The sequence below is a fragment of the Streptomyces sp. NPDC001393 genome, assembly GCF_053597455.1.
In genome coordinates, this window is record NZ_JBSFIH010000018.1 from 1 (window position 1) to 12,565 (window position 12,565).

A 12,565-nucleotide genomic window follows, 5' to 3' on the forward strand; every position below is an offset into this window, starting at 1 on the left:
TCGGCGACCAGCCCGTCCATGTCCGCGTCGAAGGCGATCGGATAGATGTCCTGGTACTTCTTCGGCGGGTTCTCCGCGTACGCGATCGTGCCGTCCGGCCGGTGATGGAACCACTCCGGATGCTTGTGCACCCACGGATGGTCCGGTGAGCACTGGAGCGCGAAGTCCAGCGCCACCTCAAGGCCCAGTTTCGCCGCCTCGCCCACGAAGAAGTCGAAGTCCTCGATGCTGCCGAGATCCGGGTGGACGGCGTCGTGCCCGCCCTCGGGAGACCCGATCGCCCACGGCACACCGACATCCTGCGGCCCGGCGGTGAGCGTGTTGTTGGGCCCTTTGCGGAAGGTCGTACCGATGGGGTGGATGGGCGGCAGGTACACGACGTCGAAGCCCATGTCCGCGATCGGCTTCAGCCGGCGCGCGGCCGTGCGGAAGGTGCCGTGCGGGTGTTGCGGGGTGCCCTCGGAACGCGGGAAGAACTCGTACCAGGAGCCGTACAGGGCGCGTTCGCGCTCCACGAGCAGCGGCATGGGATCGGAGGCGGTGACCAACTCCCGCAGCGGATAGCGGGTCAGCAGGGCGTCCACCACCGGTGACAGGGCCGCGCCGAGGCGGTCGTGCACCGGCAGGGAGTCGTCTCCGAGGGCCTGCGCGGCGGCCAGGACGACGTTTCGCTCCTCGCCCTTGGGTACTCCGGCGGCCGCCCGCTCGTACAGCTCGGCGCCCTCCTCCAGCACCAGTCCGACGTCGATCCCGGCCGGCACCTTGACCGAGGCGGTGTGCCGCCAGGTCGCCAGCGGATGGCTCCAGGCCTCCACCCGGAAGGTCCAGCGGCCCGTCGCGTCCGGTGTGACGTCGGCACCCCACAGGTCACTGCCGGGGGAGAGCTCCCGCATCGGCGTCCACGGGCCACGGCGGCCGTTCGGATCGCGCAGGACCACATTGGCGCCCACGGCATCGTGCCCTTCGCGGAACACGGTGGCCGTGACCTGGAAGGTCTCCCCGGCCACCGCTTTCGCCGGGCGCCTGCCGCACTCCACGGCCGGCCGGACGTCACGTACCGGTACGCGGCCGATGGCCGGGGTCCTGCGCATGTTTCTCACCTCCGCCGTGCGCGAAGCCGGGCACCCGGCCCGGCTTCGCGATCCGAGAGGAGCCGACCTGCGCCGGCCCCGGGGGGAACGCCTTGTACGGTGCCAGGTCAGGGGCTTGGCGCCGTGGAACGCCGCTCCGGTGGCGGCGCTCTTCTGGCCGATCGGCGCGGCCGCGGCCGCCCGTCCTGCTCGCGCAGGTAGGTGACCAGATTGGTGCGCAGATAGCGTTCGGCTGCGTCCGCGGCCTCGCGGGCGCAGCGTTTGCCCATCAGTACGCACAGCGTGTAGCCCGAGTCCTCGAAGGTGGCCCGGACCGTGCGGTCGTGGGGCGAGGCGAGCATCACGCGCTCCCACGCCCGGTAACGCCGCAACGCCCGGGCCACTTCGGCCTTGGCGGGTAGCAGCATTGCCCTCTTCACCTTCCACGCTCTCGACTGGGCGCGTTCCCGACGGTCGGGTGGTGTCCGCGCGCGGGAGGGCACGGCACCGTTACGGCGATCGAGGCTTTCACTTATGGTGCATGGGCGACGACGCAGCGTCTTGTTGGATCTTCAACCAGGGTGGGTGTCGGGGCCTCGTGTTGCACGAATGGCGTAGTACCCGCACCGTGGAGGTGACTCTGAAGCGATCAGCGCTCACGCTGTGTGTCCGGGATCCCTCCCGGACGGGCATCCGGGAACTGTCCCGGACGGGCGAGGGGAGCGAGAGCTTCGCCGGTGAGGAGCAAGCGACGATGAAGACCGCAGTGCCCTGCTACTACCACCTCGACGTGGAAGTCAGCCCGGAACGGGTGGGACAGGTCAGCCGCATCCTGGCCGCCCACCTGCGCTACTGGGATCTCGAGAACCTCGCGGATCCCGTCTGCCGCGGCGCGGAACTGCTGCTGCGGGCGATCGACGAGCACGCCAAGGACAAGCACACGTCGATCGAGATGTGGTGGAACGGCCAGCACCTCATCACCGCCTTCGGTGACGACGATCCGGACCTGCGCCCCGACCAGGATCTGCGGTCCTGCCTGGCGGACATCGCCGCCATGAGCGACGGCTGGGGCTGCTGCGCCTCGGAGACCGGCAGCAAGATCATCTGGTTCTCGCAGCGTGCCCGCGCCGGTGAGCGCGTCCCGCTGGTGCCGACCGCCCCCGCGCCGACGCTGCGACAGGGGCTGCAGGTGCCGCGCGAGACGCCGGTGGCGGTGCTGGCCGCGCCGGCGGGGGCCATGGACGACACGCTTGCCGCGCCGGGCGCCCTGGCCGCTGAGCGGGATGGCGCGCTTGTCGCGCCGGGCTCCGGGGCCGCCGTTGCGGACGAGGCGGCCGCCGTGCGGGGAGCCGGGGTCGCCGTTCCGGACGGCGCGCGTCCCGTGCCGGCCGCTGCGGAACCTGCGCCGGACGACGCCCTGGAGGGCAGCCGGTGACCGCCCGCAGGAGAAGGAAAGGGCTGCCCGTGTGGAGCGGGCAGCCCTACCCGTTGGGTGCCTCGTTCGACGGACAGGGCACCAACTTCGCGCTGTTCAGCGAGGTGGCCGAGCGGGTCGAGCTGATCCTCGTCGACGCCGCCGGCAACGAGACCCCCGTCCGGCTGCAGGAGGTCGACGGATTCGTCTGGCACGCCTATCTGCCCGGCATCGCACCCGGCCAACGCTACGGCTACCGGGTCCACGGCCCCTGGCAGCCCTCGCTCGGCCACCGGTGCAACCCGAAGAAGCTGCTGCTCGACCCGTACGCCCGCGCCGTGGACGGCCAGATCGACAACCACGCCTCGCTGTACGAGCGCGCCCCGGACGGTCCCGCCCCGGCGGACAGCGCCGGGCACTCCATGCTGGGCGTGGTCACCGACCCCTACTTCGACTGGGGCGACGACCGCCCGCCGCGGACGCCGTACGCGGACTCGGTGATCTACGAGGCCCACGTACGCGGCCTGACCCGCACCCACCCCGCCGTCCCCGAGCGGCTGCGCGGCACCTACGCCGGCCTCGCCCACCCCGCCGTCATCGAGCACCTGACCTCGCTCGGCGTGACCGCGGTGGAGCTGATGCCGGTGCACCAGTTCGTGCAGGACGGCGTGCTCCAGGACCGCGGCCTGTCCAACTACTGGGGCTACAACACCATCGGCTTCTTCGCCCCGCACAACGCCTACGCCGCCTTCGGCACCCTCGGCCAGCAGGTCAACGAGTTCAAGGCCATGGTCAAGGCGCTGCACGCGGCCGGCCTCGAAGTCATCCTCGACGTGGTCTACAACCACACCGCCGAGGGCAACGAGCTGGGCCCCACGCTGTCCTTCCGGGGCATCGACAACGCGTCCTACTACCGTCTGGTGGACGGCGACTGGGCGCACTACTACGACACCACCGGCACCGGCAACAGCCTGCTGATGCGGCACCCCTACGTGCTCCAGCTGATCATGGACTCGCTGCGGTACTGGGTCACCGAGATGCACGTCGACGGCTTCCGTTTCGACCTCGCGGCGACCCTGGCCCGGCAGTTCCACGAGGTGGACCGGCTCTCGGCGTTCTTCGACCTGATCCAGCAGGACCCGGTGATCAGCCGCGTCAAGCTCATCGCCGAGCCCTGGGACGTGGGGGAGGGCGGCTACCAGGTGGGCAACTTCCCTCCGCTGTGGTCGGAGTGGAACGGCAAGTACCGGGACGCCGTACGGGACTTCTGGCGTGCCGAGCCCGGCTCGCTCGGCGAGTTCGCCTCCCGGCTGACCGGCTCCTCCGACCTGTACCAGCACAGCAGGCGCCGGCCGCGCGCGAGCGTCAACTTCGTCACCGCGCACGACGGGTTCACCCTGCGCGATCTGGTGTCGTACAACGACAAGCACAACGAGGCCAACGGCGAGGACAACAGGGACGGCGAGAGCCACAACCGGTCCTGGAACTGCGGCGTGGAGGGCTCCACCAAGGACTCGGCCGTCCTCGAACTGCGCGCCCGCCAGCAGCGCAACCTGCTGGCCACGCTGCTGCTCTCGCAGGGTATCCCGATGCTCTGCCACGGCGACGAACTCGGCCGCACCCAGCGGGGCAACAACAACGCGTACTGCCAGGACAACGAAATCTCCTGGATGGACTGGGAGTTGACGGACGAGCAGCGCAGCCTCGCGGACTTCACCCGGCATCTGATCGCCCTGCGTGCCGCGCACCCCGTGCTGCGGCGGCGCCGCTTCTTCCGCGGCGAGACCGCGACCAACGCCAGGCAACCGCTGCCCGACCTGATGTGGCTCAGGCCCGACGCCCGCGAGATGACCGCCCGGGACTGGCAGCGCGACGACGCGTACTCGGTGGGGGTGTTCCTCAACGGCGACGCCATCGCCGAACGCGACGCCTATGGGCGCCGGATGGTCGACGACTCCTTCCTGCTGCTCGTCAACGGCTACTGGGAGCCGGTCGACTTCCGTCTGCCCGACGACACCTTCGGCGAGCGCTGGACGACCCTGATCGACACCGCCGACCCGGACGGCATCCCCGACGAACGCGAACGCAAGGCCGGCACGAGGCTTCGCGTGGAGGCCCGCAGCCTGATTCTCCTGTCGAGGCCGTCCCGGGCGGCGAGCTGAGCGGTCGTCCGCGGCGCTCCCGCCCGAGCCTAGGGGCGGCCTCGCTCAGCGCTTCCGCCCGAGCCTAGGGGCGGCCTCGCTCAGCGCACCCGGCGTGACGTCACCGTGAACTGGGCGCCGTCGGCGTCCCGGAGGATCGCCTCGTCGTCGTTCTCGCTCAGCACGCTGCCGCCGTGCTTCTCCGCCGCCCGGGCGCAGCCCGTGACGTCCGCGACGGCGAAGTGGATCTGCCAGTGCGGCCGTACGGAGGGATCCGGCGCCGACTCCACCGCGCCCGAGTCGATGCGCGCCACGATGTCGCCCTCGCTGCGCAGCACCACCTCGCCGCCCTCGTACTCCACCTCGCAGCAGCCCGGCTTGCCGGACGCCCAGTCGAGGATCTCGCCGTAGAACAGCGCCGCGTCGAAGGCGTCCCGGGTGTGCAGCCGGATGAACGTCGGCGACGCCCGCCGCCAGGCCTCCCAGTTGCCGACCAGTTCCCCCTGCCAGATCCCGAAGGTCGCCCCGTCCCGGTCGGCGAGCAGCGCGGCCCGGCCCGGCGGGAAGGACAGCGGCCCGACGGCCGCCGTACCACCGCGCTCGCGGACCCGGGACACCGCCACATCGGCGTCCGGCACGGCGAAGTACGGCGTCCAGGCCACGGCCATCTGCCACATGGCCGCGACGGCGGCGATCCCGGCCACCGGCACCCCTTCCGCCAGCGCGATACGGAAGTGCTCACCGAGTTTCGCGCCCCGCCAGCGCCACCCCAGGACCGCCGAGTAGAAGTCCTGGGTTGCCTCTAGGTCACGACTGGTCAGGCTCACCCAGCACGGGGCACCGAAGACGGAGTGCGTGGAGACGATGTCTCGTCTCCGCGGTCCACCACTGACGGGGGCGTTAGGGTTCATGTCCGTCGCGTCCTGCTCTCGGGGCCGGGCGGCCGCCGCTCTCGCACCAGTGTCCAACCGGAAGGGGGCCGGGCGCCTGTCGAGTACCCCCGCTGGCAGCGGTGCAGGCCGGCGAGCACGATGGGGGCATGGGAGCGAACGAGCCCGACCGGATCTCCGAGCTGCAGGCCGAGGTCGCACAGATGAAGGAGGCCGTCGTCTCCCACGCGGTCGTCGACCAGGCGATCGGGATGGTGGTGGCCCTGGGCAGGGTGACCCCGGACGAGGGCTGGGAGGTGCTGCGGGAGGTCTCCCAGCACACCAACATCAAGCTGCGCAACATCGCGGAGCTCATCCTCATCTGGGCCCGCCGCGGCGACATCCCGCCCGAAGTTCTCGCCGCGCTGGAGGATGCCCTGGACCGCTACGGCCCCACTCAGGTGCCCGGGACCTCGGAGGAGTGAGCCCCTACGGGCGGGTGCGCGGGTTGTGCTGCGGCCTCGCCGGCTTCAGCAGGCCCTGGCTCCAGCAGGCCCCGGCGTCAGCGGGCCTCGGCGAGCAGTTCCTCGCGCAGCCGGTCGAAGCAGCTGCTGAGCAGCCGGGAGACGTGCATCTGCGAGATGCCCAGCTGCTGGGCGATCCGACTCTGCGTCATCCCGCGGAAGAACCGCAGGTAGAGGATGATGCGCTCGCGTTCCGGCAGCGCCTCGAGACAGGGCCTGACGGCGGTCCGGTCGATCACGAGCTCGTATCCGGGATCGGGTCCGCCCAGGGAGTCCCCGAGGGCGTAGCCGTCGGTGCCGGCCACCTCGGCGTCCAGGGACAGCGCGGAGAAGCACTCGAGCGCCTCCATGCCGGTGCGCACCTCGTCCTCGGTGAGGCGCGTGTGGGCGGCGATCTCCGCCACGGTGGGCGGGTGCCCCGAGGTGCTCTGGGCCAGTTCCTTCACGGCGGAGCGGACCCGGTTGCGCAGGTCCTGCACCCGGCGCGGCACGTGCAGGGTCCACATGTGGTCGCGGAAGTGGCGCTTGATCTCACCGGTGATGGTGGGCACGGCGTACGCCTCGAAGGCGCGGCCACGCCCGGGGTCGTAGTGGTCGACGGCCTTCACCAGGCCTAGGGCGGCCACCTGGTACAGGTCCTCCAGGGTCTCCCCGCGGCCGCGGAACCGCACGGCGATCCGCTCGGCCATGGGCAGCCACAGCTGGACCAGTTCATCACGCAACGCCCGCCGCTCGGGGCCGTCGGACAGCTTCGCGAGCCGCTCGAACGAGTCCGCCGTGTCGGGGGCGTCGTCATGGGGATGGGAGGTCGTGCTGCCGGTGACACGCATGGTGCGCACCTCTCTCAGCAGGTGCTGTGTACAGACACCGTGGGAGGCGCGCTCGGACCGGGAATGGGCAAGGGGGCTTCCGGCGAGAAGCCGGCTCCCACGGGCGTGCCTCCGGTCCGAAGCACTTGTGTGTCGTTTTCCCCCTGCCGGACATCACAAAACAATTAAGTACAAATGGGATGCTCGGTCGATTCGGTCTTGAATTTCCCTTGGCGGGAATTACCTCTGTAACAGAGGTAACCTTCTGGCGTGGAACCCGAGACGGCGCAGCGAGTGGCAACGGTGTCGGAGACCTTCCCGGAGGAGCTGGCGGACGCGCTGGTGCGCATCCCGCGGCTGATCCGGCGGCGGCTGCGGGGCGGGCTGAGCGGGCCCCGGCTGCGCGGCGCCGAGGTGGAGCTGCTCCGGCTGGTCGAGTCCCGGCCCGGCATCGGCATCTCGGACGCGGCGAGGGCGCTGCACCTGGCGGGCAACTCGGTGTCGACCCTGGTCAACCAGCTCGTCCGGGGCGGATACCTGCTCCGCGAGACCGACACCACCGACCGGCGCGCGGCCCGGCTGCAGCTGACCGCGGCCGCCGAGAAGCGGCTCGACGACTGGAAGCGGCGCCGGGCCGAACTGGTCGGCCGGCACGTGTCCCGCCTCGACGACACCGACCGGGAGGCCCTGCGCGCGGCCCTGCCGGCGCTGCGCAAGCTGGCGGCCGGCCTGCACGAGGAGGCCGAGGAAGCATGACGGCAGCCGACGATCATGACGGAGGTCCACAAGCCATGACCAGGGACAGCACCGACACGCCCGGTGACGAAGTCGGCACCGCTGACGGCCCCACGGGCAGCCCCGGCAAGCCGGTCGGCAGCACCGACGGCTCCGACGCCTCGACGGACGCCGCCGGCCGCCCCGGTGCCTCGGCCGCAGCCGGCGCCGCACCCGGCAAGGCCGAGGGCACCGGCGCCCCCACCGGAACTTCCGGCGCGCCCGCCGCAGCCGACGGCTCCGCCGGGACAGTCGCCACGGCCGCCGGATGGTCCGACGCCGTCAGCTGTACTCGGCTCGTCTACGCCTTCGGGGACACCCATGCCGTTGACGGGCTCGACCTGGCCGTCCGGGAGGGTGAGGTGTTCGGGTTGCTCGGGCCCAACGGGGCCGGCAAGACGACGGCCATCCGCTGCATCACCACCCTCCTGCCCGTCCCCGCCGGCATGGTCGGCGTCTTCGGGCGCGACGCGGCCAAGGAGCGCATGGCGGTGCGCCGGCTGCTCGGCTACGTCCCGCAGCAGCTGTCCGCCGACAGCGGGCTCACCGGCCGGGAGAACGTCGCCCTGTTCGCCCGTGTCTTCGACGTGCCCCGCCGCGAACGGGCGGAACGGGTCGCCCAGGCGCTGTCCGCCGTCGGGCTCGCGGAGGCCGCCGACCGGCTCGCCGGGACCTACTCCGGCGGCATGGTCCGCCGACTGGAGCTGGCCCAGGCGCTGGTCAGCGCGCCCAGGCTGCTGATCCTCGACGAGCCGACCATCGGGCTCGACCCGATCGCCCGCACCGGCGTCTGGGAGCACATCAACGCCGTCCGCGCGGCCACCGGCATGACCGTCCTCGTCACCACCCACTACATGGACGAGGCCGACCAGTACTGCGACCGGGTCGGCCTGATGCACCGCGGCCGCATCCGCGCCCTCGGCACCCCGGCCGAGCTGCGCCGCGGCCTCGCCGAACGCCAGCGCACCGACACCCTGCCCACGCTGGAGGACGTCTTCCGGGACGTCGCCGGCAGCGGCCTCGACGACCACTCCGCAGGAGGTTTCCGCGATGTCCGCAGCACCCGCCGCACCGCGCGCCGAGTCGGCTGACCGCACCCCCGGCAGCGACACCGCCCTGCTGCTCAGCCCGCCCGTGCCGCGCGCCGGCTGGCGGCTGCTGCCCGCCCGGGTCGTCGCCCTGTGCGCCGTCGAGCTGCAGAAGCTCCGCCATGACCGCACCGAGCTGTACACCCGCGCCGTCCAGCCCGCCCTGTGGCTGCTGATCTTCGGACAGACCTTCACCCGGATCCGGGCGATACCCACCGGCGGCGTGCCGTACATCGACTTCATGGCGCCCGGCATCATCGCCCAGTCGGCCATGTTCATCGCGATCTTCTACGGCATCCAGATCATCTGGGAGCGGGACGCGGGCATCCTGAACAAGCTCCTCGTCACCCCGACCCCGCGCTCGGCACTGATCACCGGAAAGGCGTTCGCCGCCGGGGTGAAGTCGCTGATCCAGGCGATCGTCGTGATCGTCATCGCCGCCGTGCTCGGCGTCGCCCTCACCTGGGACCCGCTGAAGCTGCTCGGTGTCGCGCTCGCCGTGGTGCTCGCGTCCGCGTTCTTCTCGTGCTTGTCGATGACCATCGCCGGCATCGTGCTCAGCCGTGACCGGCTGATGGGCTTCGGGCAGGCGATCACCATGCCGCTGTTCTTCGGCTCGAACGCCCTGTACCCCGTGTCGGTGATGCCGGGCTGGCTCCAGGCCGTCAGCAAGGTCAACCCGCTGAGCTATCAGGTCGACGCCCTGCGAGGCCTGCTGCTCGGCACGCCCGCGCACCTCGGCACCGACTTCGCCGTCCTGGCGGTGGCCGCCGCGCTCGGCATCACCGCGGCCTCCTCACTCCTCGGCCGGCTCGCCCGGTGATCTTGCCGTGGACGTGATGTGCGGCACGCACCTGTGCCCCCGCCGAAAGCGCCGCGAACGCATCGTTCCTGCGCAGCGCTTGATCACCGATCAAAGCGGGCGAATCCCCTGGCCACAGCGCATTCTGCTCATTTGACAGTGCGCTCAGCCCACAGATAGACAGCAGCTCTCGGAGGTCGAGAGGGGCACTGTGTACGAGCCGAACGTGGTCGGGGACTGGCACGAGTACGACGAGCATGCCGGTCTGCGGGTCCGCGTCCACCGCCTGGAGGCCGCGGAGCCGCCGCGCGGGCGTGACGACGCCGCCGCCGGGCTGACGTACTTCACCGTCCGCGTGACGGTCGAGAATCGCGGCGCCCAGCCCTACTGCATCCACCTGGAGGACGGCCAGATCGACGTCCGGGTCGGCCCCGACGGCGAGGGCGCGTTCATCGACTGGCGCAATTCCCAGTTCATCGAGGGCTTCGACGTCTACCCGCTGCGCCGGGCCACCGCCGTGCTCTACGCCGCCGCTCCCGAGGCCGCCCTCACCCACGTGGACGTGCAGGTGCAGCTGCGGGTGGAGGAGGAGTGGGCCGACCGCCGGCTGTGGACCGGCGGCATCGGCGTCCTGGAGGCGACCACGGCGGCCGCCCCCTCGACCGCCGGGCAGCACAGCCTGGCCCACCAGGTCAGCGCCTTCCTGAAGGACCAGACGGAGCCCGGCGCCGCCTGACGCGGGCGGCGCCGCCGCACGGTCAGTGCGGGATGCCGTCGATGATCTCCCGCGCGCCCTGCCGCAGCAGCGTCACCGCGACCGAGGTGCCGAGCGTGGCCGGGTCGAGCCGGCCCGCCCACTCGTGGGCGTTCAGCCGGGTCTTGCCGTCCGGAGTGAACACACAGGCCCGCAGGGACAGTTCCCCGCCGCGGTCCACGTGTGCGAAGCCGGCGATCGGGCTGTTGCAGTGGCCCTGCAGCACATGCAGGAACATCCGCTCGGCCGTCGCCTCCCGATGCGTGTTCGGGTCGCCGAGCCCGCTGACGGCGTCGATCACATCGGTGTCGTCCTCCCGGCACTGCAGGGCGAGGATGCCCGCGCCGATCGGCGGCATCATCGTCTCGGCGGACAGCACCTCGCTGATCACATCCGTCCGGCCGATCCGTTCCAGACCGGCCACCGCCAGCAGCAGCGCGTCCGCGTCCCCGGCGGCCAGTTTCTCCAGACGGCGGTTGGCGTTGCCGCGGAACGGCACGCACACCAGATGCGGGTGGGTGGCGGCCAGCTGGGCCACGCGGCGCACCGAGGAGGTGCCGATCCGGGTGCCGGCCGGCAGCTCGTCCAGGGTGAGGCCGCCCGGGTGGATCAGCGCGTCCCGGATGTCGTCCCGCTTCAGGAAGGCGGCGAACACCGTCCCGGCGGGCAGTGGCCGGTCGGCGGGCACGTCCTTGACGCAGTGCACCGCGAGATCGGCCTCCCCGGCCAGCAGGGCCGCGTCGACCTCCTTGGTGAACGCCCCCTTGCCCTCCACCTTGGACAGATCGCCGAGCCACTTGTCGCCGGTGGTCTTCACCGGCACCACCTCGGTGCGCACGCCGGGGTGCAGTACGGCCAACTCGGCGCGGACTCGCTCGACTTGGGCCAGGGCCATGGGGGAGTCGCGGGAGACGATACGGATCAGTTCCGGGACGGACATGGGGACACGATAGACCCTCGGGACCGGCGCCCGGTCGGGGCCCGCTCGCGCTGCGCCGCCGTCCCGCCCCGGTCACCGCCAGTCGTACGGGAACAGGTCCGACGCCCAGCCCGGACGGGCGGCGAGCGCGTCGCCCGCTCCGGGGTGCGCAGCAGGCATCGGTGCCGCAGCAGGTCACGCCGCTCGGCCGGGGTCAGCAGGGCCTCGGCGTCGCCCGCTCGGACGGCGTCGACGTGCGTGTCGCCCAGCACGTTGAGCCGGTCGCAGGTGGCGGTCCTGACGTCGACGGGGAAGTCGGTACGCCACGGGGAGCGGCTGTAGCGCAGCTTCCGCTTGCACGGGCGCCGAGCCGGTCGTAACCGGACCGCCCCTCGTTCCAGGCGGCGTCTGCCACTGCACCTCCGTCACGCCGAGGCCGCCGTGGCCGGGGGCCAGGAACAGGCAGTCCATGTGCAGGTATTCCGGCCGTCCCAGGTGGACTGTTCGGCTGCGCAGGTGGCGTAGCCGACGATCTCGCCGTCCTGGGCTTCGGCGGCCAGACAGCGCAGCCGTGGGTCGGGCGTGTCGAACCGCAGGCCGGCCAGCCGTGCGGCGAGATCCGGCACCGGCTGGTCGGCGCGCTCGTACGCGGCGTGCTGGGCCCAGTTCGGCCACGCGGGGAAGATCGGCTCGGTCGGCGTACCGCACCGGGGGCGCGGGTCACCGGACCTGGCCCTCCAGGGCGTCTGCGCTCCAGGCGGTCAGGCGCTCGGTGAGCGGGCCCTTGCCGTCCAGGACGTGCCGGGAGAACGCCTCGCGCTCGTGCGCCAGCAGCGCGGCCTCCCAGACGCAGGGCGCGAGCCCCGCCCGGCCCGGTCGCAGCTCGGCCGGCCGCCCGGCCGGGCCGGTGAACACGGCCAGGTCGGACATGTGGCCCTCGATCCAGCTGTGCACGAGGACGTAGTCGCCGTCGCCGCCCGCGTGCACGATCAGCATCGCGAGCCCCAGCGAGCCGCGCACCCGCCCTCGGGCCAGATGCGCCGCGGCCAGGTCCAGCGCCGCGTCCACGTCCTGCGGACCGACCGTACGCCCCGGCGCCTGCAGGGCGTACACCTTGACGAGGTGACCGGCGGCTTCCCGGACGCCCAACGCCCGTGCGGTACGGCCGTGATGCCCCTCGGCGAGCGCAAGCAGCCCGCCCGCGTCGACCGCCGGGGGCAGCTCCACATGAAGATCCATCCGGCCATGATGGGCGCTCGGCACGCGGGCGTCCATGCCGGACGGCGGCGTACCCCGGGGCATGGGGGAGTGCGGGCGGGGTGTCCTCAGCCGAAGCCCTCCGGCAGGTCGGCCGTGGATTCTTCCGGGGTAGGTCCGGGTGGGATGGCGGCTGGGTGCGTG

Annotated in this window: 12 protein-coding genes and 2 pseudogenes; 7 read left to right on the plus strand and 7 right to left on the minus strand. The window is 72.0% G+C overall.

Going from position 1 to position 12,565, the window contains the following annotated elements; genetic code table 11:
- Both ACWC2T_RS20515 and ACWC2T_RS20520 read right to left on the minus strand, forming a co-directional pair.
- Positions 1 to 1,091, minus strand: a 1,091-nt coding sequence (locus ACWC2T_RS20515; protein WP_450671768.1) for a maltotransferase domain-containing protein, incomplete at its 3' end; no start/stop codon positions are given.
- 107 nt (positions 1,092 to 1,198) lie between these two features.
- Positions 1,199 to 1,498, minus strand: coding sequence for a DUF5133 domain-containing protein (locus tag ACWC2T_RS20520; RefSeq protein WP_228622012.1), 300 nt, complete (start codon positions 1,496 to 1,498; stop codon positions 1,199 to 1,201).
- 326 nt (positions 1,499 to 1,824) lie between these two features.
- Between ACWC2T_RS20520 and ACWC2T_RS20525 the strand changes: the two are divergent.
- Positions 1,825 to 2,316, plus strand: a pseudogene (locus ACWC2T_RS20525) (pep a2); the annotation flags it as partial.
- A 185-nt stretch (positions 2,317 to 2,501) separates the two neighbouring features.
- Positions 2,502 to 4,646: a glycogen debranching protein GlgX gene (glgX, locus tag ACWC2T_RS20530; protein ID WP_450671769.1), complete on the plus strand. Its 2,145-nt coding sequence runs from the start codon at positions 2,502 to 2,504 to the stop codon at positions 4,644 to 4,646.
- Between the two features lie 80 nt (positions 4,647 to 4,726).
- Here the strand turns inward: glgX and ACWC2T_RS20535 are convergent, their stop codons facing one another.
- Positions 4,727 to 5,536, minus strand: a complete 810-nt coding sequence (locus ACWC2T_RS20535) for a VOC family protein (RefSeq protein WP_450671770.1) — start codon at positions 5,534 to 5,536, stop codon at positions 4,727 to 4,729.
- Positions 5,537 to 5,664: 128 nt separating this feature from the next.
- On the opposite strand from ACWC2T_RS20535, the gene ACWC2T_RS20540 reads away from it, so the two are divergent.
- Entirely contained in the window at positions 5,665 to 5,979 is a 315-nt protein-coding gene (locus ACWC2T_RS20540) for an ANTAR domain-containing protein (protein ID WP_450671771.1), read from the plus strand.
- A 77-nt stretch (positions 5,980 to 6,056) separates the two neighbouring features.
- Here ACWC2T_RS20540 and ACWC2T_RS20545 read toward each other — a convergent pair whose 3' ends face one another.
- Positions 6,057 to 6,848: an RNA polymerase sigma factor SigF gene (locus tag ACWC2T_RS20545; RefSeq protein WP_450671772.1), complete on the minus strand. Its 792-nt coding sequence runs from the start codon at positions 6,846 to 6,848 to the stop codon at positions 6,057 to 6,059.
- 249 nt (positions 6,849 to 7,097) lie between these two features.
- Here ACWC2T_RS20545 and ACWC2T_RS20550 point away from each other — a divergent pair, with 249 nt between their 5' ends.
- From ACWC2T_RS20550 to ACWC2T_RS20565, 4 genes and pseudogenes are all read left to right on the plus strand, one after another.
- On the plus strand, positions 7,098 to 7,583 hold the full coding sequence (locus ACWC2T_RS20550) for a MarR family winged helix-turn-helix transcriptional regulator (protein ID WP_450671773.1): 486 nt from the start codon (positions 7,098 to 7,100) through the stop codon (positions 7,581 to 7,583).
- A gap of 290 nt (positions 7,584 to 7,873) precedes the next feature.
- Positions 7,874 to 8,692: pseudogene (locus tag ACWC2T_RS20555) on the plus strand (ABC transporter ATP-binding protein); the annotation flags it as partial.
- On the plus strand, positions 8,652 to 9,512 hold the full coding sequence (locus ACWC2T_RS20560) for an ABC transporter permease (RefSeq protein WP_450671774.1): 861 nt from the start codon (positions 8,652 to 8,654) through the stop codon (positions 9,510 to 9,512). The pseudogene ACWC2T_RS20555 and the gene ACWC2T_RS20560, both read left to right, overlap by 41 nt.
- 190 nt (positions 9,513 to 9,702) lie before the next feature.
- Positions 9,703 to 10,227, plus strand: a complete 525-nt coding sequence (locus ACWC2T_RS20565) for a hypothetical protein (protein WP_450671775.1) — start codon at positions 9,703 to 9,705, stop codon at positions 10,225 to 10,227.
- Between the two features lie 22 nt (positions 10,228 to 10,249).
- On the opposite strand, the gene hemC is transcribed toward ACWC2T_RS20565, so the two are convergent.
- The 3 genes from hemC to ACWC2T_RS20580 all read right to left on the minus strand — a co-directional run bounded on the left by hemC (position 10,250) and on the right by ACWC2T_RS20580 (position 12,403).
- Positions 10,250 to 11,185 (minus strand): hydroxymethylbilane synthase, encoded by a 936-nt coding sequence (gene hemC / locus ACWC2T_RS20570; RefSeq protein ID WP_450671776.1) that lies wholly within the window; start codon positions 11,183 to 11,185, stop codon positions 10,250 to 10,252.
- Between the two features lie 404 nt (positions 11,186 to 11,589).
- The gene (locus ACWC2T_RS20575; RefSeq protein WP_450671777.1) at positions 11,590 to 11,790 is read right to left on the minus strand and encodes a hypothetical protein; all 201 of its coding nucleotides are present in this window, start codon (positions 11,788 to 11,790) and stop codon (positions 11,590 to 11,592) included.
- A gap of 94 nt (positions 11,791 to 11,884) precedes the next feature.
- Positions 11,885 to 12,403 carry a hypothetical protein gene (locus ACWC2T_RS20580; protein ID WP_450671778.1) on the minus strand — a complete coding sequence of 173 codons (519 nt, stop codon included), beginning with the start codon at positions 12,401 to 12,403 and terminating at the stop codon, positions 11,885 to 11,887.
- Positions 12,404 to 12,565 lie beyond the last annotated feature (162 nt).